The organism is Paraburkholderia madseniana, from assembly GCF_009690905.1.
In the GTDB taxonomy this organism is placed as follows: domain Bacteria; phylum Pseudomonadota; class Gammaproteobacteria; order Burkholderiales; family Burkholderiaceae; genus Paraburkholderia; species Paraburkholderia madseniana.
Genome location: NZ_VOSW01000006.1, coordinates 56,772 through 80,766 on the forward strand (window position 1 = coordinate 56,772; position 23,995 = coordinate 80,766).

The window sequence follows — 23,995 nt, forward strand, 5'->3', positions numbered from 1 at the left end:
CCATGCTCATCGAAGAAGCACATGCACCTGGCAACGAGCATTCGGCTTACCAACTGAAGCCCTTGGCATTGCTCTTGTCGATCATCTTCACGTCGACCGGAATGGCTTTCGGTACATTGGCGCCCCACTTCTTCGCGAGTGCAGTGCCGAGCGCGATACGCACCTGGTCGGCCGGGAACTGCGCGGACGTTTCGATGAACTTCGAATTCGGTTTCTGGATCGCGGCAATCGCTTCCGGCGCACCGTCGACGCTGGTCAGCTTGATATCCTTGCCCGATGATTCGATCGCCGAGAGCGCGCCCATCGAGCCACCGTCGTTCACGCTGAACACACCCTTCAGATTCGGATGCGCCTGAATCATGTTCTCGGTAACGGACAACGCAGTCGCGCGTTCCTGCTTACCGTTCTGCATATCCGCGAGTTTGATGCCCGGCACTTTCGCAAGCGCCGCCTTGCAACCGCGCACACGTTCGAGAATCGGCACCACCGGAATGCCGTCGAGAATCGCCACTTCGCCGCTGCCGCCAATCGACTTCGCCAGATATTCACAGGCCATCTCGCCCGCGTCGAAATTCTTGGAGCCAACGAATGAATCGACCGGACCGTTCGCGTTCGCATCGACCGCAACCACCACCACGCCCGCCTTCTTCGCCGACGTGACCGCCGATTGAATGCCGGTCGAATCGGTCGGATTCACGAGCAGGATGTCGATCTTCTTTTGCAGCATGTCTTCGACGTCACTGACCTGCTTGCTGACGTCATGATGCGCGTCGGTGACGACCACCGTCGCGCCAATCGACGCAGCCGCATCGTTCAGCGCCTTTTGCATCGTCACAAAGTACGGGTTGTTCAACTCCTGAAACGTCATGCCGATCTTCAGCGGCGCGGCAAGTGCTGCCGGCGCGGCGATAAACGAAAGACCGAATGCAAGCGTCGCCAACGCAGCCGTGCTGCGCGCGAAGGTCTTCAACGATGTTTGCTTCGAAGTGGATTGCGTCATGGTTGTCTCCGTTATTGAAACTGTTCGATGAGATGAGCATGTCCCTCACGCTGTCTTTGGACAGCGTGATAGGTGTTGAAACGCGGATGAGTTAGAACGCTTCGGCTTTTAGCGTGGCGTAGGAGGACTACGTCGGTGGATAGGCAGCGGCAGCACTGCGTGGCAAACCTGGCGCGAGCACGATCGCGGGTGCATTGTCGATGCCGGCGCCGCGCGCGGCAGCTTCTTCGGAAGCGTCGCGGCTCGCATCGTTCAGTTGCTGATAGCGGCGGAATTTTGAAGGCGCCATGCCTTTGACCGCGAGGAACTGCCGGTTGAAATTCGACAGGTTGTTAAAGCCCGCCTTGAAGCAGATATCGGTGACGCTCAGTTCTTCGTCCGTGAGCAGTTGACACGCGAGGTTGATACGCATGCGGTTCACGTACTGCACAAACGGCAGCCCGGTATGACGGCGGAAGTACCGCGAGAACGCACTCACGCTTTGCCCGGCGAGCTGCGCGAGATCCGATTCGCGCAGGTCGTTGGACAGATTCTTGCCGATGTACGAGAGCGCGTGATTGATGCGCGTCGACGCAAAACCGGTCGGGTCGGCCTGATAGGCGGGACTCGCGAGCATCTCGCGGTCCTCGGCGTTCATCAGGATCTCGAGCATCGACATGAACAGCACGAGACGGCGCAGTCCGCGCGCCGCCAGCAATTCGAGGAACAACGGCTGGATCGCCGCACTCGTTTCTGCACCGAACGACACGCCGCGGCGCGAATCGGCGAGCAACGCTTCGACCTGGCGCCACTCCGGAAAACTACCCATGCAACCCGACACGAACTCCTGCCCGAACTGAACAACCAGATTGCGCTGCGCAATCGTCTCGCCTTCCGGCACGTCGCTGACCCAGTTGTGCGGCAGGTTCGGCCCCATCAGCACGAGGTTGCCAGGCGTAAAGCTGCTGATGTGATCGCCGACGAACATCTTGCCGGTCGTCGCCACGATCAGATGGATTTCGTATTCCGGATGAAAGTGCCAGCGCACCGTACGGTACGGATAGCCGTGCGACCACACTTTGAAGGATTCGTCGCGCCGTACGGCGACGACTTCCAGATCGGGTTGCATTCGCGTCTTCCTCCATGAAGCGGCGTGTTGCGGGTGCCGCTGAACTTCGTCTTGTATAGCGAAAAGTAGCCCTCTGGAGCCTGATCCACCACTAAAAATCAAACCGCAGACCGATACTTTTTTGCATTCGGGTTAGTCCTGGCGCGGTGAAAGTCAAATTTGATGCAATGCAATACGCACCGCGAGACACGTCCCATAACGCGCGGGCGTCACGCGAGTCGCGCCGGAAGTCCCGCCACGCCGCGCTGCGCCACGAAAAGCCCTCTACGTCGCCTTGACATTCGTTCCGCCGGGTACGATCATTCGCTCACAGACAGAGCAAATGCTCCACCCCAAGAAAAACGCACGCGCCGAGCCGTGCGATCAAGGACACTCAGGAGACGCACATGAACAGCGGGCAAGGCAGCGGCGCGGCCGCACACGTGATCCTGCACATCGGCGCGGGATCGTTTCATCGCGCGCATCAGGCGTGGTATCTCCATCGGTTGAACGAGGCGAAGGTGGCGGGCGAGCCGCACTGGTCGCTGACAGTCGGCAATATCCGCAGCGACATGAACGCGGTGCTCGAGGCGCTCGCCGCGCAAAGCGGCGTCTATACGCTCGAGACCGTCACGCCGCAGGGCGAGCGCGCGTACGAGACAATTCGTTCGATCGAGCGCGTGGTGCCGTGGACCGAGAGTCTCGATGCGTTGATCGAAGCGGGCGCCGATCCGGCCTGCAAGATCATTGCGTTCACGGTCACCGAAGGCGGCTATTACCTCGACGAACACGACGAACTCGACACGGCCAATGCCGATCTTGCCGCTGACCTGAAAGGCGGCCACACCACGATTTACGGCGCGCTAGCGGCGATTCTCGACGCACGCATGAAGCGCGGCGCCGGCCCGGTCACTCTGCAGACCTGCGATAACCTGCGCAGCAACGGCGAGCGTTTTCATGCGGGCATGAGCGAGTTTCTCGAACGGCGCGGCGCGGAGGACCTGGCGCAATGGTTCGACGACAACACCGCGTGCCCGAGTTCGATGGTCGACCGCATCACGCCGCGCCCGACGCCCGACGTGCGCGAACGCGTCAAAGCCGCTACCGGCGTCGACGATACCTGCCCGGTGATGGGCGAATCCTTCATCCAATGGGTGATCGAAGACCGCTTCATCGCCGGACGCCCCGCGTGGGAAAAGGTCGGCGCTGAACTGGTCGACTCGGTGCTGCCGTACGAGGAAGCGAAGATCCGCATTCTCAACGCGACGCATAGCTGCATTGCGTGGGCAGGCACGCTGGTCGGACTGACCTACATCCACGAAGGGACGCTCGACCCGGACATCAACAAATTCGCCTTCGACTATGTGACCGAAGACGTGATTCCGTGCCTCACGCCAAGCCCGCTCGATCTCGAACGCTATCGCGACGTGGTGCTCGAACGCTTCGGCAATCCCTACATCCAGGACACCAACCAGCGCGTCGCGGCCGATGGCTTTTCAAAGCTGCCCGGCTTTATTGCGCCGACGCTCGCCGAATGCTTCGAACGTGGCGTCACGCCTTCGGCGACGGCGATGTTGCCGGCGCTGTTCTTCCGCTTCCTTGAGCGCTGGAACGCCGGCACGCTGCCGTATGTGTATCAGGATGGCGTGATGGACGAACGCATCGCCCGCGGCTTCTTTAGCGCGCCCGATCCGTTGCAGGCATTCGCCGCTGACCGCCTGCTCTGGGGCAGCATGGCGCAGACGCCGGAATTGGAATCGGCGTTGGCGGGCGCGTTGGCGCGAGTCGACGTATGGCTGGCCAAACGCGGCGCGGCCTGACCTGCGCTGTATCGAACCACGCGAAACACGCCGGTGCCAGGCTCAATGCGCATGGCACCGCGCGCCATGTGCGGCTAAAGTAGCGCATTCCTAACGACGAAGGTTTCGCGCCCATGTATCTCGGCATCGACCTCGGCACGTCCGAAGTGAAAGTCCTGCTGCTCGCCTCCGATGGACGCGTGATCGGCACCGCAGGCTCGCCCTTTACCGTTTCGCGTCCGCATCAGCGCTGGGCCGAACAGAATCCCGAAGATTGGTGGGCCGGTACGCGCGCGGCGCTGGCCGCGTTGCGCGCCAAACATCCGGACGAGTTCGCGCAGATTCGCGGCATCGGCCTCTCGGGGCAGATGCACGGGGCCGTGCTGCTGGATGCGCAAGACCGCGTATTGCGGCCCGCGATCCTGTGGAACGACATGCGCAGCGACAAGGAGTGCGCGGAACTGACCGAGCGCGCGCCGGAGTTGCACACCGTGGCAGGCAATCTCGCGATGCCCGGATTCACCGCGCCGAAGCTGCTATGGGTGGCGCACCACGAACCGGAAATCTTCGCGCAGACCGCCTGCGTGCTGCTGCCAAAGGACTACCTGCGCCTGCAACTGACCGGCGGCAAGGTGTCCGATCCATCGGATGCAGCGGGCACGCTGTGGCTCGACGTCGCCAAACGCGACTGGTCCGATTCGCTGCTCGCCGCCTGCAACATGACGCGCGCTCAGATGCCGGCCTTGTGCGAAGGCAGCGAGCCGTCCGGCACCCTGCTTCCCGCAGTGGCGCGCGAGTTCGGTTTGAGCGACGGCGTGATCGTCGCGGCCGGCGGTGGTGACAATGCCACGAGCGCGATCGGCATCGGCGCGACGCAACCGGGCGACGGCTTCGTCTCGCTCGGCACCTCAGGTGTGTTGTGCGTGGTCGGCGACAGCTTCCGGCCGAATCCCGCTTCCGCGGTGCACGCGTTCTGCCATGCGATTCCGGATCGCTGGCATCAGATGAGCGTGGTGTTGTCGGCGGCAAGCTGTTTGCGCTGGGTCTGCAAGCTCACCTCCACCGACGAGCCGACCCTGCTCGCCGAAATCGAGGCGCTCCCAGCGGAAGCGTTGACCACTGCCCCGCTCTTTCTGCCCTATCTGTCCGGTGAACGCACGCCGCACAACGACCCGTATGCACAGGGCGTGTTCTTCGGCATGAATCACGCGACCGATCGCGCCTTGCTCGGCTACGCGGTGCTCGAAGGCGTGACGCTCGCGCTCACCGACGGCCTCGACGCGTTGCGCGCGGCGGGCACCGAAGCGAAGGCGTTGTCCCTGCTTGGCGGCGGTGCGCGCAGCGACTACTGGGCACAACTGCTCGCCGACGCGCTCGACACCGCCACCCGCAAGCACGGCGGCGGCGAAACCGGCGCGGCGCTCGGCGCGGCCCGCCTCGGCTGGCTGGCCGCAGGCGGCGACCCGGCCAAGGTGCTGACCAAGCCGCCGATCGAAAAGGAGTTCACGCCGAACCCGCGACGGCACGCCGAACTGCGCACCCGGCTTGAAGCGTATCGCGCGCTCTACCGCCACGTGCGGCCGCTGTTCGACCCCGCGCGGCAACCGCTCGCCTGACCGGCAAAGCACAGCCGGTTCCCGTTGAGACGCGGGAACCGGCTGCTATCATCGGCGCACTTCAAGCGAACCGTCACCGTGCCCAAGTCCACAGAAAAATTAGACCTTGCTACCCGCGCCGCGTGGCTTTACTACGTCGCAGGCAACACCCAGAACGAAATCGCCGAGAAGCTGCAGGTGTCGCGCCCGGTCGCGCAGCGGCTGGTCGCCTTCGCGGTCGAAAAGAACCTGATTCGCGTACGCGTCGATCACAAACTGGCCGATTGCCTCGCGCTCGCCGATCAACTCTCGAAGCGCTACGGCCTGAGCATGTGCGAAGTCGTACCGATCGACAGCGATACGTCGGAAGAAGTCGACCGCAAGCTGGCGGTGGCCGGCGCGCAAGTCATGGAACGCTATCTTGGCGAAGAAAAGCCGATGGTGGTCGCCGTGAGCAGCGGCCGTACGCTGAAGGCCGCAGTCGATCAGATCGCCCAACTGGAGCGTCCGCAGCACCGCCTGGTATCGATGGTCGGGGCGATCGCCTCGGACGGCTCCTCGAACCGCTACGACGTCGCGCTGCACATTTCGGAGAAGACCGGCGGCAAGCATTTTCTGCTGCCCGCGCCGTTGCTCGCCGATAGCGAAGCCGAACGCGCACAGTGGTGCAATCACCGGCTGTACCGGATCGTCGAATCGCTGTCGGCGCAAGCGGATGTCGCGTTCGTCGGCATCGGCAATATCGGGCCGAAATGCCCGTTGCACGAAGACGGCTTTATCACGTCCGCGGAAGTAAAAGAGTTGATGCAGAACGGTGCGGTGGCCGAAATGCTCGGCCTGCCGATCGATGCAGCCGGCGCGCACGTCGAATCGCCGACCGGCCGGCGCGTCACCAGCATCGCGCTCGACTCGCCACCGCGGCGCCCCACCATCGGCTTTGCCGGCGGCGAGCGCAAGCGCGAAGCGCTGATCGCGGTGCTTAAAGGCGGCTGGCTGTCGGGACTGGTGACCGACGAGTTGTGCGCACGCGCGGCGCTCGAAGCGGCGGCTTAAAAGGCTTACAGGCGGCACACCGCCGCTCTACAACACCGGCAGCCCTTCCGTGATGATGATGCGGTACTCGCCGCCCTGCAGGCGCGTCTCGCTGACCGCCTGATACGCTGGGCTGCGATACCACGCGATCGCTTCGTCGTAACTGGGGAACTCGAGGATCAGGATTTCGTCGATCGGCGGCCCCTCCACCACTTCTTTCCGCCCGTGGCTCGCGAGCACCATGACCGCATGCTTCTCGAAGACTGCGGGCGCGTCCTGTTTGTATTCTTCCAGTTTGGCGGGGTCGAGCGTTTTCTCGCGTGTGATGACGACGTAGGCGGGCATGAACGTTTCCTGAGCGTGAATAAACGTGACCGGACGGAAAGCGGCGCGCCCGCCGCTTTCCCAATCACATACTCACGCGGCCAGCACTTCTACGATCTTACGCTGGAAGGCTTTCCCTTCGCTGTCGAACAAATGGCAGTGCTCAGGGGTAGCGCCGACCCGTTGCGTGTCGCCCTTGCTGTGGCGTTCGAGCGGCGGAATCCGCGCGATCAAACCATCCGGCGCCACGCTCGATTCCGCATACAGATATGCTGCGTCGCCAAGCGATTCGACTGCCATCGTGCGCGCCGACACGCCGTCGTCGGCCATTCCGAAGTGCAGATGCTCCGGACGAATGCCGACGGTGACCTTGTCGCCCTGCTTCACCGCGCCCGGCTCCACCGCAACGCGCTGCGTCTCGCCGGTTTCGTAGCGTACCGTGACACCGTCGTGCGTCACCGACTGCACGATCCCTTCCATAAAGTTCATCTTCGGCGAACCGATGAAGCCGGCGACGAAGCGATTGGCCGGCGCGTGATACAGCATGGTCGGGCTGCCGACCTGCTCCACATTGCCCGCCGACAACACGACGATCTTGTCGGCCAGCGTCATTGCTTCGACCTGATCGTGCGTCACGTAGATCATCGTGGTCTTCAGCTCGTCGTGCAGACGCGCGAATTCGAGGCGCATCTTCACACGCAGCGCGGCGTCGAGATTCGACAACGGTTCGTCGAACAGGAACACCTTCGGCTTGCGCGTAATCGCGCGGCCGATTGCAACACGCTGGCGCTGGCCGCCCGAAAGCTGCTTCGGCTTGCGGTCGAGCAGATGGTCGATGTGCAGGATCTTCGCCGCATTGCGCACGGCGGAGTCGATTTCCGGCTTCTTGGTGCCGGCGAGTTTCAGGCCGAACGCCATGTTGTCGTACAGCGTCATGTGCGGATACAGCGCGTATGACTGGAACACCATCGCGATGCCGCGCTTGGCGGGCGGTACGTCGTTCACGCGCGTGCCGTCGATGGTCAGATCGCCGCCGCTGATGTCTTCGAGGCCGGCGATCATTCGCATCAGCGTCGATTTACCGCAACCGCTCGGGCCCACGAACACGACGAATTCGCCGTCCAGAATGTCGAGGTTGATGTCGCGCATCACCTCATTGTCGTCGTAGGCCTTTTTGATGTTGCGCAGAGTTACGCTTGCCATGATGTGTCTCCGTGTGTTGCTGTGTGTTGCTAACGATGCTTCAGCTGCGTTCGGTTGCCCAGGTTGCTTGCGTTGCTTCAGCAACTGCGTTGATTCGCTTCTCTATATGCTGTTCAAGTCCTGCTCATTCGCCGCTCATTTGCTTTGACCTGCGGCCCTTACGGTATCGCTGCCGTCGCGCTCAGCGTCCATTGCGCGACCAGGTCCGGCAACTGCAGCATGTCGTCGAACACAGTACGCGCACCCGCCGCATGCAACGCGTCGATCTGCGCGTCACTCGCATGACCGCCGCCGATAAAGCCCAGCACCGTCATGCCCGCCGCCGTTGCCGCCGTCACGCCCGTCACGCTGTCTTCCACCACGAGGCAGGCGGACGGCGCGAGGCCGAGACCAAGCGCGGCAGCGAGATAGACATCGGGCGCGGGCTTCGGATTCGGCACCGCATCGGCGCAAAAGAGCCGGTCGCCGAAGAACTTCACGAGGCCCGTGCGCGCCAGCACGTTCTCCACATACGGCCGGAAACTGTTGCTCGCACATGCCTTGGTGAGCGGCACCTGCGCGAGCGCGGACTCGATGCCAACGACCGCCGACGCCTGCATCGCCGCCGCTTCCACCGCCTGGCGGATCGACTCGATATCCTCGACGCTCAGGCTCTTGCCAAGTTGCGCCGCCGTGCCCTGCAGCACCTTTTCGATGCGCAAGCCGAGCAGCGGCAACACCACCGGCTCGACATCGGCATCGGGCCAGCGCGCCTCGAGTTCGTGCACCAGCATGCTCGCCGCCACGGCTTCGCTGTCGATCAGCACGCCGTCGCAATCGCAGATCAGCGCGAAATGACCTACCGTCGCACCTGCGGTCATTTGACCGCCCCAAAAGTAAGACCGCGCACCAGTTGCTTCTGCGACAGCCAGCCGACAATCAGGATCGGCGCAACCGCAAGCAGTGAAGCAGCGGAGAGCTTGGCCCAGAACAAGCCTTCAGGACTCGAATACGACGCAATGAACACAGTCAGCGGCGCGGCGTTCGAACTCGACAGGTTGATGCTCCAGAACGCTTCGTTCCACGACAGGATTACCAGCAGCAACGCGGTGGAGGCAAGCCCCGGCAGCGACATCGGCATCAGCAGATAGACGATTTCCTGCCACGTTGCCGCGCCGTCGATCCGGCCTGCTTCGAGAATGTCGCGCGGAATTTCGGCGAAGTACGTGAACGACATCCACACCGCAATCGGCAGATTGATCAGCGTGTAGACAATCACCAGACCGGACACCGAATCGAGCAGACCACTGTTCTTCCACAACAGATAGATCGGCACCAGCACGCCAACCGACGGCATCATCTTGGTCGACAACATCCACAGCAGGACTTTCTGCGTGCGGCGCGTCGGAAAGAAGGCCATCGCGTACGCGGCCGGCACGGCGAGAATCAGGCACAGCAGCGTGACGCCCGCCGAGATCAGGATTGAATTCCACGCGAACGAAAAGTAGTTGCTGCGCGCGAACACCTCGCGGAAGCTATCGAGCGTCGGGATGAAAAACAACGACGACGAATACGCCTGCTGCTCCGTCTTGAACGCGGTGATCGTCATCCAGAAGATCGGGAAAAACAGCAGCAACGCGACGAGCCAGGCGATCACGCCAGGAAGGCCGCGGCGAATTGCGGCGAACGGCGACTTGGCCGGCACGGTCATCGGCGCCGTGCCCGACGCAGAGGTAGAGGCAACGTGGCTCATTTTTCGTACTCCCCTTTCAGGTTCTTCGCGAGCATCCGCACAAGGAAGAACGACACGATGTTAGCCAGCACGACAGCCAGAATGCCGCCCGCCGAAGCGAGACCGACGTCGAACTGTTGCAGGCCCAGCGAATAGATCAGGTACGACAGATTGGTGGTCGCGGTGCCCGGACCGCCGCCCGTGGTCGTATAGATTTCGGCGAAGATCGACAGCAGGAAAATCGTCTCCATCATCACCACCACCGCGATCGCCCGTTTCAGGTGAGGCAGCGTGATGTAGAAGAACATCGAGAACGGACCCGCACCGTCGATACGCGCCGCTTCCTTCTGCTCCTGATCGAGCGACTGGATCGCGGTGAACAGAATCAGGAACGCGAACGGTAACCACTGCCACGCGACGATCATGATCACGGCCGTGAGCGGGTACTCGGCGAACCAGTCGATCGGCTGCAGCCCGATCGCGCGCATGCCCTGTGCGATCAGGCCATACACCGGATGCAGGATCATGTTCTTCCAGATCAGCGCGCTGACGGTCGGCATCACGAAGAATGGTGCGATCGCCAGTAGCCGCGCGATGCCCTGGCCGTAGAACTTACGGTCGAACAGAATCGCCATCAGCACGCCGCCGACCACTGTGATCACCAGCACCGAGATGATCAACTCGAGCGTGTGCCCGATCGACGGTCCGAACGACGGATCGCTGGCGAGATACTTATAGTTGTCGAAACCGGCGAAGCCTTTCAGATCCGGATTCAGCAGGTTATAGCGCGAGAACGAAAACCAGATCGTCATCGCCAGCGGAATCGCCATCCACAGTACGAGTACTGCGACTGAGGGCGTGACGAGCCAACGGGCCGAATTGGCTTTGCGGGTTTCGCGTTCTTTTTCTGTTTGGGGATGGGCATGCATAAGAGGCAGGCGTAAAGGACGCATGATTGACCACCTGTTCGGTAATGCGCGGGCCGGCGCTTTATCCGCCGTGATGGCTTAAACCGCCTGGCTACCGCGACGCAATGCGATGTCTCAGTGCCCACGCGGCGGGGACGGCCCGCTGTGCTGCGTGGGCCGGCTGACGGGCGTCAGCCGGCGCGTGCCACGTGACTCATGTGGCTGACTTCCGCTTTACTTCTGATACCCGGCCTGTTGCACGGCGCGATTCGCCGTTGCCTGGCCGGCTGCCAGCGCCTGATCGACCGTCATCTGGCCGGCAATCGCGCCGGAGATGCTCTGACCGACTACGGTGCCGAACGACTGGAACTCAGGAATGCCGACGAACTGCACACCGGTATACGGCACTGGCTTCAACGTCGGATGATCCGGGTCAGCCGTTTCGATTGCCTTCAGCACGAAGTCGCCGAACGGTGCAGCCTCCTTGTATTCAGGACGTGCGTAGGTTGAGTGGCGTGTTCCCGGCGGCACTGAGGCCCAGCCCTCATCCTTCGCGACCAGTTCGATGTACTGCTTCGACGTGGCCCACGCGATGAACTTCTTCGCCGAGTCAGCCTGCTTCGACGACTTCGGAATGGCCAACGCCCACGCCCACAGCCAATGCGAACCCTTCGGCGTGACGGCGATCGGCGCCGCCGCGAAGCCCACCTTGTCGGCGATCTGCGACTGCTGCTTGTTGTAGAGCATGCCGGCCGCCACCGTTGCGTCGATCCACATCGCGCACTTGCCCGAGGACATCAGCGTCAGGTTTTCGTTGAAGCCGTTCGAGCTGGCTCCCGGAGGACCGTCTTTCTTCAGCAGATCGACGTAGAAGGTGATCGCCTTCTTCCATTCCGGCGACGTCAACTGCGCCTGCCACTTGTCGTCGAACCAGCGGCCGCCGAAGGTGTTCACCACCGTCGTGCCATAGGCCATGTTCTCGCCCCAGCCGGCCTTGCCGCGCAGGCAGATGCCGTACATGCCGTTAGCTTTGTCGGTGAGCTTGTCGGCGAATTGCGCGATCTGGTCGTAGGTCGGCTGATCGGGCATCTTCAGGCCCTTCGCCGCGAACAGATCCTTGCGGTAATACGTCATCGAGCTTTCGACGTAGAACGGCAACGCGTACAACTGGCCGCCGCTCGAGAGGCCGTCGCGAGCCGTCTTCACGACGTCGTTCAGATCGTAATCAGCGGGCAGATTGGTGAGCGGGGTGAGCCAGCCGCGCTTGCCCCATTGCGGCGTTTCGTACGCACCGATCGTCATCACGTCGAACTGGCCGCTGCCGGTCGTGATGTCGGTGGTGGCGCGTTGACGCAGCACGTTTTCTTCGAGAATCACCCAGTTGAGCTTGATGTCCGGATTCGCCTGCTCGAAGGCGGGCGAGAGCTTCTTCAGCTCGATCATGTCCGGATTGTTCAACGTGGCGATGGTCACCGTGGCCGCCTGAGCGTGCAACGCAAAGCATGCGACAGCGCCGGCACTGACCGCCTTCAGCGCGGATTTTGTAGCTGGTTTCATGTGATGTCTCCTTTCTCGTACGTTATGTGATGCTGCGTTTGTTCTACGAAAATGACGAAGGGTGAAACAGGTTCGGCTCATCCACTCTGCGATTCGCTCAGCTCATCCAGTTCCCGCCGTCGACGTTCAGGGTTTGCGCGGTGATGTAGTCGGCATCCGCCGACGCGAGAAACAGGGCGGCGCCGGTCAAATCGTCCGGCACGCCCATACGGCCGAGCGGCACCGCTTCACCGACGAGGCGTTTCTTCTCGCCGAGCGGCCGGTTTTCGTAGCGTGCGAAGAGCGCGTCGACCTCTTTCCACATCGGTGTATCGACGACGCCCGGCGCAATGCCGTTCACGTTGATCTGGTGCGGCGCGAGGGCGAGCGCTGCGGATTGCGTGTAGCTGAGTACGGCGGCTTTGGTTGCGCAGTAGTGCGACACCAGCGCCTCGCCGCGCCGCCCGGCTTGCGACGACATATTGATGATCTTGCCGCCGTGGCCCTGCTCGACCATTTTCCGGGCGACGGTTTGCATCAGGAAGAACATGCCCTTCACGTTGACCGCAAAGAGGCGGTCGAACACTTCCCAGGATTCATCGAGGATCGGGCGCATATCGAAGAGCGCCGCGTTGTTGAACAGGATATCGACCTGGCCGAAGCGCTCCAGCGTACTCGCGAGGATGCGTTCGATATCCTCGCGGCGCGTGACATCGGCGCTGACGGTCAGCACGCGGTCGCCGTAAGCGGCGCGCAAAGCGGCGCCGAAACTGTCCGCCGGCTTGACGTCGACCAGCACGCAACGCGCGCCTTCGTCCAGATACCGCCGGGCCACGGCTTCACCGATTCCGCTTGCCGCGCCCGTCAGAATGGCCACCTTGTCTTGCAATCGTGCCGCCACTGCCTGTCTCCGGTTCGTTTCGCTTCTTGAGGCGCGGTGAGCGAACGCTCGTTGCGCGAACAATTGCTCTGTTGGTGATCGAATGATCGGATACGGACCGGGTCATGTCAAGGCGCTCGACCAGATTTCGATGGTGCAGCGCGGCAGGACCCTCGCACACCCTCTTCCGGCTTCGACCGACACAAATACGAGAAATCGAAGACCGCCAATCTGCTTTCTGCGCAAGCCGCTGACAAATATTCGAGATACGTTATATCATTGCGGCCTCGCTTCGCTCCGAAGCTTTGCAGGTTCGTCAGGGAGTCCGCTGATGGCTACATCGATTGCAGAACACCATGCCGTACGGCTCGCCCATGCCGAGGCGCACGCCGCCCTGCATGGGCTCGCGCTCACACCGCTGCGGCGACAGGTGTATGCGGCGATCGTCGCCAGCGACCGGCCGATCGGGGCCTATGAGTTGCTGGACGCGCTCGAGCCGCAACGCGGGCGCGTGCCGCCCACCACGATCTACCGGGCGCTGGACTTTCTGCTCGCGCACGGCTTCGTCCATCGGATCGAATCGAAGAACGCGTTTTTTGCCTGCTGCGAGGTCGGCGTGCCGCATCGCAGCCAGTTTTTGATGTGCGACGGGTGCGGCGCGACTGTGGAGATTCCCGGCGGCGATCTTGCCCAACAACTGTCGCATAGCGTGCCGGCACACGGTTTCGAGGTGCACCGCCAGGTGGTCGAGCTAAGCGGGCTGTGCGCGCGCTGCGCCCGCGCGGCGCGGCCCTCCGGTGCGTCCCTATGAAAGCCGGCCTGATCACCGGTATGAACGCCAAAACGCGCCGCTCCCAAGGTTCGTAGTTCATTCAACTCTCACGCAGCAGGAAACAACGATGAAGAAATTCGGCTCGATGTTGAACGGGGCGCGCCATGCGCTGAAGCTGTCGAAGACCGTGGCCATGGGCGCAGCGGCCGCCGCTGCTTTCACGCTCAGCCACGGCGCATTTGCCGCGGATGCGAAAATCCCGGTGGTGGCAGCGGAAAACTTTTACGGTGACGTCGTGCAGCAACTGGGCGGCGATCGCGTCGACGTGACCAGCATCCTCAGCAATCCGGATCAGGACCCGCATCTGTTCGAAGCCAGCCCGAAGACGGCGCGGGCCTTGCAGCATGCGAGCCTTGTGGTCTACAACGGCGCCGACTACGATCCGTGGATGGCGAAACTGCTGGCCGCTTCCAAGGGCTCGAATCGCGCGACGATCGTTGCCGCCGAACTGACAGGCAAGAAGAGCGGCGATAATCCTCACCTCTGGTACGACCCGGCCACCATGCCGAAAGTGGCGCGCGCGGTAAGCGCGGCGCTCGTCGCGGCTGACCCGGCGCACAAGTCGGCGTACGATGCGAACCTCGCGAAGTTTCTCGATTCGCTGAAACCCATCGACGCCAAAGTCGCCGATCTGCATGGCCGCTACGCCGGCGTGCCGGTGACGGCAACCGAGCCGGTGTTCGGCTATATGTCGGACGCAGTCGGCCTCTCGATGCGCAATCTGCGCTTCCAGTTGGCGACGATGAACGACACTGAAGCAAGCGCGGCCGATATCGCCGCGTTCGAACGCGATCTGCGCGAAAAGCGCGTACGCGTTCTGATCTATAACAGCCAGGCAACCGAGGCCCTGACCAAACGCATGTTGAAGCTCGCGCAGCAATCGAAGGTGCCGACCATGAGCGTCACCGAAACCGAACCGGCCGGTAAGACCTATCAGACGTGGATGCTGACGCAGCTCGACGCGCTAGGCACGGCGCTGGCTGCGGGCGGAGCGAATGCGGCGGCGAGCGCCGCCAAAGGAAAAACCCAATGAACGAAACTGGCCGCAGCACGCCAGCTAATGCATCGACGGGCGCACGCAGTAACGCGCCCGTGCTTGAACTCGAGCGCGTCACGCTCGAACTCGGCGGCCGCACGATTCTGCGCGACGCCGGCTTCGTGGTGAACCAGGGCGAATTCATCGGCGTGCTCGGGCCGAACGGCGCGGGCAAGACCACGCTGATGCGCGCCGTGCTCGGTCTCGTGCCGGCAGCGAGCGGCGCGATCCGCGTGTTAGGGCAGCCGGTCGAGCGTGGTAACTCGTCGATCGGTTATATGCCGCAGACGCGCAGTGCGCTGGCCGGGCGCCGCGTGCGCGGCCGCGACTTCGTCGCCATGGCCGCCGATGGACACCGCTGGGGCCTGCCCCATGCGGACAGCAAAACCCGCGCGGATGTCGAGCGGGTGCTCGATCTGGTAGGCGGCCGCCAGCTAGCTGAGCGGCCGTTATCGGAACTGTCGGGCGGCGAACGTCAGCGTCTGCTGCTCGCGCAATGCCTGCTCGGCAACCCCAAGCTGCTGCTGCTCGACGAACCGTTGATCAGCCTCGATCCGCATCATCAGAAGAGCGTGGTCGAGTTGGTGCGGCGCGTGCAGCAGGAGCTCGGCATTGCCGTGCTGTTCTCGGCGCATGAACTGAATCCGCTTCTGCACGCGCTCGACCGCGTGCTGTATCTCGGCAGCGGCGTCGCCGCGCTCGGCACCGTCGATGAAGTCATTACGCGGCCGGTGCTGTCGCGTCTCTATGGCTCGCCGATCGATGTGATGCGGGTGAATGGCCGCATCTTCGTGATGTCGGGCGACGTCGAAGTCGAAAAACACGATCACGAGCACGAACACGACGAGAACGGCGGCCATAGCCACTCGCACGGGCATGCACATTCGCACGACCACGGTGGCGCACACGGCCACTCACACCAGCACGACTCACGCGACGGACACAAGCACGATGTTTGAATACGATTTCATGGTGAACGCGTTCGCGGCGTCGGGGATCGTCGCGGTGCTGGCAGGCGTGGTGGGCTATTTTCTGGTGATGCGTGGACAGACCTTCGCTGGTCATGCGCTCTCGCACGTCGGCTTCACCGGCGCGACCGGCGCTGTGCTGATCGGCATCTCGCCGATCTGGGGGATGATCGGCTTCACGCTCGCGGCAGGCGTCGGTATGGGCGCGCTCGGCGAGAAACTGGCCGGACGCGATGTCGCGATCGGTGTGATCCTGTCGCTGTCGCTCGGCTTCGGCTTGCTGTTCCTGCATTTCTTCACCGCATACGCGACTCAAGTTACCGCGCTGCTGTTCGGCAACGTGCTCGGCGTGAATGCGTCGACACTCGGCGTGCTGGCGGCGCTAGGCGTCATCAGTTTGCTGGCGCTCGCCGCGATCATGCGACCCTTGTTGTTTGCTTCGTTGCAGCCGGAATTAGCGGAAGCCAAGGGCGTGTCGTTGCGCAGGGTGTCGGTGCTGTTCCTGTCGATCGCCGCGCTCGCCGTGGCGGCGTGCACGCAGATTGTCGGCGTGCTGCTGGTGTTCACGCTGATGGTCGGGCCGGCCGCCGCCGCGCAAAACGTGACGACGCGACTCTCGACCGGTCTCGTGCTTGCCGCCGTGTTCGCCCTGGTGCAGGCGTGGCTCGGTCTGACGCTGGCGTTCTATACCGACTGGCCGACGAGCTTCTGGATCACCGTGCTGTCGGCGGTGGTGTATGGCGGGAGTTTGTTGAGGCGGCGTTGAGGCGGCGTTGAAGCGGCGCCTGGCGGCGACACACTGCGTGCCGCCGCCATCGTCCCGGTGAATATCAGCCGAGCAGCACCTTCGCGTGATGCGCGAGATGGTCCTCGATGAAAGTCGAGATGAAGTAATACCCGTGGTCGTAGCCAGCATGACGACGCAAGGTCAGCGGCTGTCCTGCGGCCTTGCAAGCGGCTTCGAACACATCCGGGTTCAACTGCTCGGCGAGGAACTGATCCGCCAGCCCCTGATCGACCAGAATCCCTTCAGCGAACTTGCGTGGTGCGTGAGCGACCAGCTCGCTCGAGTCATACTGCCTCCACGCTTCACGGTCCTCGCCCAGATACCCGCTGAACGCCTTCACGCCCCACGGGCACTGTGATGGCGCGGCGATCGGCGCGAACGCCGACACCGACCGATAGATCTCCGGGTTGCGCAGCGCCAGCATCAGCGCGCCATGGCCACCCATCGAATGCCCGAAGATGCCCAGACGCCCGCCGTCCACCGGCAGATTCGCGAGCACTGTTTCGCGCAGTTCATCGCGCACATACGAGTACATCCGATAGTGCTTCGCCCACGGCTGCTGCGTCGCGTTGACGTAAAAGCCCGCGCCGACGCCGAAGTCCCACGCCGCGCTTTCGCCCGACACGCCCGCACCGCGCGGACTGGTGTCCGGCGCGATCAGCGCGATGCCGTGCTGCGCCGCGAAGCGCTGCGCGCCCGCCTTGACCGGGAAGGTTTCTTCCGTGCAAGTCAGGCCGGCGAGATAGAACAGCGCGGGCACGTTCGCGTTGGCCTGCAAAGCCTGCGGCGGCAGATACACCGAGAAGCGCATCGGCAGACCGACGGCCTGCGAATCGTGCCGGTAGATCCGCTGCTCGCCGCCATGGCAGGCATGCGACGACAATAGTTCAAGCATCGACATGCTCCTTTCTGTGCCGGGTCGGTGACGCATTAGTACAGCACGACCGAGCGGATCGACTCGCCCTTCTTCATCAGGTCGAAGCCCTCGTTGATGCGCTCGAGCGGCAGACGATGCGTGATCAGGTCGTCGATGTTGATCTTGCCTTCCATGTACCAGTCGACGATCTTCGGCACATCCGTGCGGCCGCGTGCGCCACCGAATGCCGAGCCCTTCCACTCGCGGCCTGTCACCAGTTGGAACGGGCGTGTGCTGATCTCTTCACCCGCCGCCGCCACGCCGATAATGAATGACTGACCCCAGCCCTTGTGCGTGCACTCCAGCGCCTGACGCATCACCTTGGTGTTGCCGATGCATTCGAACGAATAGTCCGCGCCGCCGTCCGTGAGTTGCACGATATGGTCGACCACGTTCTCGACTTCGTTCGGGTTGATGAAGTGTGTCATGCCGAATTTCTTCGCCAACTCAATGCGGCCCGGGTTGATATCGACGCCGATGATCTTGTCCGCGCCGACCATCTTCGCACCCTGGATCACATTCAGGCCGATGCCGCCCAGGCCAAACACCACCACGTTCGCGCCCGCTTCGACCTTCGCCGAATACACCACAGCGCCGACGCCCGTCGTCACGCCGCAGCCGATGTAGCAGATCTTGTCGAACGGCGCGTCTTCACGCACCTTCGCGACCGCGATTTCCGGCACGACGATGTAGTTCGAAAACGTGGACGTGCCCATGTAGTGAAACAGCGGCTTGCCGTCCAGCGAGAAGCGCGACGTGGCATCGGGCATCAGGCCGCGGCCTTGCGTCGAACGGATCGCCTGACAAAGATTGGTCTTGCGCGACAGACAGAATTTGCACTGACGGCATTCCGGGGTGTAAAGCGGAATGACGTGGTCGCCCTTCTTCAACGTGCCGACACCCGGACCCACATCGACGATCACACCCGCACCTTCGTGACCGAGAATCGCCGGGAAGATGCCTTCAGGATCCGCGCCCGAGAGCGTGTAGTAGTCGGTGTGGCAGATACCCGTCGCTTTCACTTCAATCAGGACTTCACCGGCGCGCGGCCCTTCCAGATCCACTTCTTCGATCGTCAACGGGGCGCCGGCTTTCCATGCGATAGCTGCTTTGGTTTTCATCGTGAATGCTCCTGTGAGTCGGTGAATGCCTGGCCCGTCGCGGTGAGATATCGCGCGGCGTGCCGGTGTCGCGGTTCGCGGTTCCGCAGTTAATTCGTGTGCCGGACTGGGGACGGACAGTGTCGTCGCCGCCCGGCATCAAGCGCCGGCCTATACCTTAGCGTGCGAAAGCCGTCATGGTATTGCAAAGTACGTCGCGGCATTGTCTGTAGCTGACATCGCGTTGTTCAGCGAAGCGGGGTTTTGCCGAACCATGATTCGACGCGGCCATACAGATCGAGAAAGCGCGCATAACGTTCGGCGAGCGCCGCATCGCCTTGCGGCCCGGCAACACGCGTCGCGCCTGGCGCAAGCGCGGCGAGGTCGCTTGCGTGCCAATGCCCGCTCGCCAATCCGCCGAGGATAGCCGCGCCACGCGGCGCTGCGTTGGGGCAGTCGACGGCATGGAGTTCGACGTTTAACGCGTCGGCGAGCAACTGCCGCCAGCGCGCATCGACGGAACCGCCGCCCGCGAGCTTCAAGGTCGTCACCGTCGCGCCGCTCGCGCGGATCGCGTCAAGGCCGGCACGCAGCGAGAACGCGACGCCTTCGAATGCGGCGCGCATCATCGTGCCGCGCGAGTGGTCGAGCGCGAGGCCAAGCCAGCCGCCACGCGCGGCAGGGTTGAGCCACGGGGTGCGCTCGCCGGTGAGGTAGGGCAGGAAAGTCAGGCCTGCTGCGGCGCTTGAGATAGCGGCTGTTGTATCACCGAATGCATCACGATAAGCATCAACCCATTCATACGACAACCAACCCCGCACGCGTTCGAGCGCGACGCCGACGTTTTGCATCGCCGCCATCCGATACCAGTGATCGCTCGCGGCCCGATAGCGATGCAGGCCTTTTACCGCTTGCGGCGCGTGCTCGGCGAGTACGACGATTTGTCCACCCGTGCCGGTGGTGAGCAACGCGTCGCCATCGCTCGCGAGGCCGCTGCCAAGCGCCGCGCATGGCGTATCGGCGGCACCGATCGCGAGCACGATGCCGGCGCGCAGACCCAGTTCCTGCGCGGCCTCCCGCGACAAAATGCCGCCCGCCGCATAGGAAGGCGCAAGCGGCGCAAACCATTCATGCGGCAATTCGAGCCGCTCGAGCAGCGCCTGATCCCACACGCCAGCGGGATCGGCAAGCGCGGTCGCGCAGGCGTCGGAGGGATCGGTTGCGACCGCGCCGCCCAACGCGACGCGCAACCAATCCTTAGGTTGCAGCGCCCATCGCGTCTTGCGCGCGGACTGCGGTTCGTTCTGGACGATCCAGCGCAGCAAAGGACCGGCCATGCCTGGCGCAACAGGATTCGGCTGCGGCTCGGGCCATTGATCGAGCAGACCCAACGCGCGCGTGTCGGGCCAGAGCATCGCCGGACGCACGGCTTCGCCATCGGCGTCGATCAACACGACACCGTGCATCTGTCCGGAGAAACCGATTGCATGCACGTCGCGACGCAACCCGGCAGGCAAACGCCTCGCCGCTTCGCATAGCGCGCGCCACCAGGTTTGCACCGAGATTTCGGCCCATCCGGGATGCGGTGTTTCGAGGGCATACGCGACACTCGCCGCTGCCTGCTCGCGGCCGTTTTCGTCGACGATTGCGACTTTCAGGGAGCCGGTGCCGAGGTCGATGCCAAGAAAACTCATGGGCGATAGGACGTCAATTTGAGCTTAGGGACAAGCAAGCGAAAGGTGCCTGGAACGGCGTATTTTCCGTCACCGCTGCGCGGCTTCGGAAGCGCGCCCGAATGCACGCTGAAAACCCGGAATCGCGGGTTAACCCCGCCACGCCGCGAGCCGCACGAAAACAGCACTATGCGTCGAGCGAGATACACCTCATTGATTCTCACACATATCCCGTTAGGACGGGCGCGCGCGGCGCGTGAGCGCCCATCGCCGCTGCAAGGGGCTTCCGGCGGATTTGTGCGGCGCACGCATTTCTTTTGCCTTTCAAACAGGCCTCATCCATATCGTCACCGGGAATGCCGGAATAGGCCCCAGTGGTCTTGTTGCAGCTTTTCGTTCCGCATACCTTGGAGCCATCCCAAAACGAGATGGTGGAGAGAGACAAAATGCAATCGAACACGGTTCACCCGTGCGACGAGCGACTGCCCGCGGGCCAGTTGCTGACGCTCGGCATTCAGCACGTTTTGGTGATGTACGCAGGCGCAGTTGCGGTGCCGCTGATCGTAGGCGCGGCACTGAAATTGCCGAAAGACCAGATCGCGTTCCTGATTAGCGCCGACCTGTTTTCCTGCGGCATCGCCACGCTGATTCAGACCCTCGGTCTGTGGATCTTCGGCATCCGTCTGCCGGTCATCATGGGCTGCACGTTCGCGGCTGTCGGTCCGATGGTCGCGATCGGCACCAACCCTTCGCTCGGCATTCTCGACATCTTCGGCTCGACGATCGCGGCCGGTGTCATCGGCATTCTTCTCGCACCGGCGGTCGGCAAGCTGCTGCGCTTTTTCCCGCCGGTGGTGATCGGCGTGGTGATCTCGGTGATCGGCCTCTCGCTGATGGAAGTGGGCATCAACTGGGCAGCCGGTGGTGTCGGCAACCCTGACTACGGCAATCCGGTCTATCTCGGCCTGTCGCTCCTCGTGTTGATGCTGATCCTGCTGATCAACAAATTTGCCAAGGGCTTCCTCGCCAATATCTCGGTGCTGCTCGGCATCGTTGCGGGTTTCCTCATCGCGCTGGTGCTTGGCCGCGTGAACATGGACGGCGTCACGCACGCACCGTGGGTCGGCATCGTGATGCCGTTCCACTTCGGCCTGCCGCATTTCGATCCGCTCGCGATTGCGACGATGGTCACCGTGATGTTCGTCACCTTCATCGAATCGACTGGCATGTTCCTCGCGGTCGGCGACATGGTCGATCGTCCGGTGGATCAGAAGACGCTGGTGCGCGGTCTACGCGTCGACGGTCTGGGCACGCTGATCGGCGGCATCTTCAACTCGTTCCCGCATACCTCGTTCTCGCAGAACGTCGGCCTGATCGGCGTGACGGGTGTGAAGAGCCGCTTTGTCTGCGCGATGGGCGGCGTGATCCTGGTGCTGCTGGGCCTGTTCCCGAAGATGGCGCAAGTGGTGGCTTCCGTGCCGGCCTTCGTGCTTGGCGGTGCGGGGATCGTGATGTTCGGCATGGTCGCGGCAAACGGCATCAAGGTGCTGGCCAAGGTCGACTTCGTGAAGAACCATCACAACCTGTTCATCGTCGCGGTGAGCATCGGCATGGGCCTGGTGCCGGTGGTGTCGCCGCAATTTTTCTCGAAGCTGCCGCCGGCGCTGTCGCCGCTGTTGCATAGCGGGATCTTGCTGGCGTCGGTGTCGGCGGTCGTGCTGAACCTGATCTTCAACGGCGTGAAGAGCGAGAAGAAGGCGCAGTGCGAGATTCGCAAGGCCGGACATGATTTCGACGGACGCGGCGGTAATGAATCGCCACGCGACGAGATGCTGCGTGCGGCGGATTTGCACTGAGCGTCGGGCCGCAGGCAACGCTGCGCGAGAGAGATCGCGCTGAGCGTGAGTGATGGGTTGAGCCGGGTCGATCCGAGTTGGGTTGATCCGAGTTGGATTGTGATCCGAGCTGAGTTGATCTCAGCGCCAACAAAAACGCCACGGCATGCCGTGGCGTCTTTTTTATTACCAGTTGCGCAGGACGGCATTCCTGATAAAACCGAAACCTGCCCTACGCGCCTGCTACTACAAGACTCAACCCGCAGTCGCCGCCGAAGCCGCCACCGGCGCACTTGCCGCACCGTAATCGACCGGTGCATCGGCCGGACGCGGCTGCTCGCCGGCCCGTTCGATCCAGCCGCCGCCGAGTGCCTGGTACAGCGTGACCAGGTTCTGCAGACGCTGCATGCGCGCGGTCACCAGCAACTGCTGCGATATATACAGATCGTTCTGTGCGGTCAGCACCGACAGATAGCTGTCGACACCGTTCCTATAACGCAGGTCCGACAGATCCAGCCGGCGCTGCTCGGCAAAGGTATTGCGCTCCAGCGCCTGGATCTGCTGATCGTACGTGCCGCGTGCCGCCAGTCCGTCCGCCACTTCGCGGAACGCCGTCTGGATCGCCTTCTCATACGTTGCGATCTGGATGTTCTTCTGCACGGTGGCGAGGTCGAGATTGGCCTTGTTCGCGCCGCCCTCGAAGATCGGCAACGTGATCGACGGCGCGAAGCTCCACGCCGCCGAACCCGGCTTGAACAGACCGCCGAGCGTCGGGCTCAGCGTGCCGAAACTGCCGGTCAGCGAGACCTTCGGGAAGAACGCTGCGCGCGCCGCGCCGATGTTCGCGTTGGCCGCGAGCAGATTCTCCTCGGCCTCCATGATGTCCGGACGACGTGTCAGCAGATCGGACGGCAGGCCCGCCGGAACATCCGTCAGGAGGTTCTGATTGTCCAGCGTCATGCCCGGCGGCAGATCGTCCGGCAACGGCTCGCCGACCAGCAGCACGAGCGCGTTGTCCGCCTGAGCCCGCAGACGCGCCTGCGACTGCAGGTTTGCCTGCGCCTGGTCGACCACCGTTTCTGACTGCCGCAGGTCCAGTTCCGAACCCGTGCCGTTGTCGAACTGCAGCTTGGCGATCCGGTACGACTCCTGCGCGGTCTTCAGCGTGTTCTGCGTGACCTTCAGCAGATCGTCCACCTCGAGCACCGTCATGTACTGATTCGCCACCTGCGAGACCAGCGCGATTTCCGCAGCCTTGCGCGCCTGAGCGGTGGCCAGGTATTGAGCCAACGCTTGATCCTTCAGGCTTTGAATCCGCCCGAAGAAGTCGATTTCCCAGGAAGCGTTCAGACCCACCGAGTAGGTGTTGCTGATCGTCAGACCAGTGGACGTCAGATCTTTCGGCGTGCGCTGTTTGCTTTGCGAAGCCGCAGCGTTCAGCGTCGGGAACAGCGCCGCGCGAGTGATCTGGTACTGCGCCTGCGATGCCTGGATATTCAGCACCGACACGCGCAGATCGCGGTTGTTCTTCAGCGCGATTTCGATCAGCCGCTGCAAACGCGCATCGGCGAAGAAATCACGCCAGCCGATGTCGGCGGCCGCCTGGCCGTTCGCGGTCCGCGAGGCACTCGCCGCGCCCGGCTGCGTGTCGTACACGCCGCCTGTCGGGAAGGTCGCCGTCACGGGCTCATCCGGGCGATGGTACTTCGGCGCCATCGTGCAACCCGCGGCGAACAGCGCAACCGCCACTGCAATCAAAGAGTGTTTTTGCAT

The 23,995-nt window shown here is 63.0% G+C and carries 21 protein-coding genes; 8 read left to right on the forward strand and 13 right to left on the reverse strand.

What is annotated here, in order from left to right:
• Positions 1-46: 46 nt before the first annotated feature.
• Together FSO04_RS04940 and FSO04_RS04945 are read right to left on the reverse strand one after the other, a co-directional pair.
• On the reverse strand, positions 47-1,000 hold the full coding sequence (locus FSO04_RS04940) for a substrate-binding domain-containing protein (RefSeq protein ID WP_154558641.1): 954 nt from the start codon (positions 998-1,000) through the stop codon (positions 47-49).
• A gap of 127 nt (positions 1,001-1,127) precedes the next feature.
• Positions 1,128-2,108 (reverse strand): AraC family transcriptional regulator, encoded by a 981-nt coding sequence (locus tag FSO04_RS04945; protein ID WP_154558642.1) that lies wholly within the window; start codon positions 2,106-2,108, stop codon positions 1,128-1,130.
• A gap of 386 nt (positions 2,109-2,494) precedes the next feature.
• Here FSO04_RS04945 and dalD point away from each other — a divergent pair, with 386 nt between their 5' ends.
• The 3 genes from dalD (at position 2,495) to FSO04_RS04960 (ending at position 6,534) form a co-directional block, all read left to right on the forward strand.
• On the forward strand, positions 2,495-3,907 hold the full coding sequence (gene dalD, locus FSO04_RS04950) for a D-arabinitol 4-dehydrogenase (protein WP_154558643.1): 1,413 nt from the start codon (positions 2,495-2,497) through the stop codon (positions 3,905-3,907).
• 113 nt (positions 3,908-4,020) lie between these two features.
• Positions 4,021-5,502 carry a xylulokinase gene (xylB, locus tag FSO04_RS04955; protein WP_154558644.1) on the forward strand — a complete coding sequence of 494 codons (1,482 nt, stop codon included), beginning with the start codon at positions 4,021-4,023 and terminating at the stop codon, positions 5,500-5,502.
• A gap of 78 nt (positions 5,503-5,580) precedes the next feature.
• Complete coding sequence (locus FSO04_RS04960; RefSeq protein WP_168435568.1) at positions 5,581-6,534, forward strand: sugar-binding transcriptional regulator; 954 nt, start codon at positions 5,581-5,583, stop codon at positions 6,532-6,534.
• Positions 6,535-6,561: 27 nt separating this feature from the next.
• Here FSO04_RS04960 and FSO04_RS04965 read toward each other — a convergent pair whose 3' ends face one another.
• From FSO04_RS04965 to FSO04_RS04995, 7 genes are all read right to left on the reverse strand, one after another.
• A complete protein-coding gene (locus FSO04_RS04965; RefSeq protein WP_154558645.1) occupies positions 6,562-6,858 on the reverse strand; it encodes a DUF1330 domain-containing protein in 297 nt (98 codons plus the stop codon).
• A 72-nt stretch (positions 6,859-6,930) separates the two neighbouring features.
• The gene (locus tag FSO04_RS04970) at positions 6,931-8,040 is read right to left on the reverse strand and encodes an ABC transporter ATP-binding protein (RefSeq protein ID WP_154558646.1); all 1,110 of its coding nucleotides are present in this window, start codon (positions 8,038-8,040) and stop codon (positions 6,931-6,933) included.
• A 158-nt stretch (positions 8,041-8,198) separates the two neighbouring features.
• Complete coding sequence (locus FSO04_RS04975; RefSeq protein WP_154558647.1) at positions 8,199-8,900, reverse strand: HAD family hydrolase; 702 nt, start codon at positions 8,898-8,900, stop codon at positions 8,199-8,201.
• Complete coding sequence (locus FSO04_RS04980; protein ID WP_233464749.1) at positions 8,897-9,730, reverse strand: carbohydrate ABC transporter permease; 834 nt, start codon at positions 9,728-9,730, stop codon at positions 8,897-8,899. The genes FSO04_RS04975 and FSO04_RS04980 overlap by 4 nt, the downstream gene beginning before the upstream one ends.
• A gap of 38 nt (positions 9,731-9,768) precedes the next feature.
• A complete protein-coding gene (locus FSO04_RS04985) occupies positions 9,769-10,704 on the reverse strand; it encodes a carbohydrate ABC transporter permease (protein WP_093635644.1) in 936 nt (311 codons plus the stop codon).
• A 189-nt stretch (positions 10,705-10,893) separates the two neighbouring features.
• Positions 10,894-12,216 carry an ABC transporter substrate-binding protein gene (locus FSO04_RS04990; RefSeq protein WP_154558649.1) on the reverse strand — a complete coding sequence of 441 codons (1,323 nt, stop codon included), beginning with the start codon at positions 12,214-12,216 and terminating at the stop codon, positions 10,894-10,896.
• A gap of 97 nt (positions 12,217-12,313) precedes the next feature.
• Positions 12,314-13,096, reverse strand: a complete 783-nt coding sequence (locus FSO04_RS04995; RefSeq protein ID WP_168435569.1) for an L-iditol 2-dehydrogenase — start codon at positions 13,094-13,096, stop codon at positions 12,314-12,316.
• A 310-nt stretch (positions 13,097-13,406) separates the two neighbouring features.
• Here FSO04_RS04995 and FSO04_RS05000 point away from each other — a divergent pair, with 310 nt between their 5' ends.
• The 4 genes from FSO04_RS05000 to FSO04_RS05015 all read left to right on the forward strand — a co-directional run bounded on the left by FSO04_RS05000 (position 13,407) and on the right by FSO04_RS05015 (position 16,677).
• Positions 13,407-13,886: a Fur family transcriptional regulator gene (locus FSO04_RS05000; RefSeq protein ID WP_154558650.1), complete on the forward strand. Its 480-nt coding sequence runs from the start codon at positions 13,407-13,409 to the stop codon at positions 13,884-13,886.
• 88 nt (positions 13,887-13,974) lie between these two features.
• Positions 13,975-14,940 (forward strand): metal ABC transporter solute-binding protein, encoded by a 966-nt coding sequence (locus tag FSO04_RS05005; RefSeq protein WP_154558651.1) that lies wholly within the window; start codon positions 13,975-13,977, stop codon positions 14,938-14,940.
• Positions 14,937-15,902: an ABC transporter ATP-binding protein gene (locus FSO04_RS05010; RefSeq protein ID WP_154558652.1), complete on the forward strand. Its 966-nt coding sequence runs from the start codon at positions 14,937-14,939 to the stop codon at positions 15,900-15,902. The genes FSO04_RS05005 and FSO04_RS05010 overlap by 4 nt, the downstream gene beginning before the upstream one ends.
• A complete protein-coding gene (locus FSO04_RS05015; RefSeq protein ID WP_154558653.1) occupies positions 15,895-16,677 on the forward strand; it encodes a metal ABC transporter permease in 783 nt (260 codons plus the stop codon). Before FSO04_RS05010 ends, FSO04_RS05015 begins: the two co-directional genes overlap by 8 nt.
• A gap of 64 nt (positions 16,678-16,741) precedes the next feature.
• Here the strand turns inward: FSO04_RS05015 and fghA are convergent, their stop codons facing one another.
• The 3 genes from fghA to FSO04_RS05030 all read right to left on the reverse strand — a co-directional run bounded on the left by fghA (position 16,742) and on the right by FSO04_RS05030 (position 20,408).
• A complete protein-coding gene (gene fghA, locus FSO04_RS05020; RefSeq protein WP_154558654.1) occupies positions 16,742-17,593 on the reverse strand; it encodes an S-formylglutathione hydrolase in 852 nt (283 codons plus the stop codon).
• Between the two features lie 35 nt (positions 17,594-17,628).
• Positions 17,629-18,735, reverse strand: a complete 1,107-nt coding sequence (locus FSO04_RS05025) for an S-(hydroxymethyl)glutathione dehydrogenase/class III alcohol dehydrogenase (protein ID WP_063497220.1) — start codon at positions 18,733-18,735, stop codon at positions 17,629-17,631.
• A 227-nt stretch (positions 18,736-18,962) separates the two neighbouring features.
• Entirely contained in the window at positions 18,963-20,408 is a 1,446-nt protein-coding gene (locus tag FSO04_RS05030) for a xylulokinase (protein WP_154558655.1), read from the reverse strand.
• A gap of 425 nt (positions 20,409-20,833) precedes the next feature.
• Here FSO04_RS05030 and FSO04_RS05035 point away from each other — a divergent pair, with 425 nt between their 5' ends.
• Positions 20,834-22,243, forward strand: coding sequence for a nucleobase:cation symporter-2 family protein (locus FSO04_RS05035; RefSeq protein ID WP_154558656.1), 1,410 nt, complete (start codon positions 20,834-20,836; stop codon positions 22,241-22,243).
• Between the two features lie 234 nt (positions 22,244-22,477).
• Here the strand turns inward: FSO04_RS05035 and FSO04_RS05040 are convergent, their stop codons facing one another.
• Positions 22,478-23,995: an efflux transporter outer membrane subunit gene (locus FSO04_RS05040; RefSeq protein WP_154558657.1), complete on the reverse strand. Its 1,518-nt coding sequence runs from the start codon at positions 23,993-23,995 to the stop codon at positions 22,478-22,480.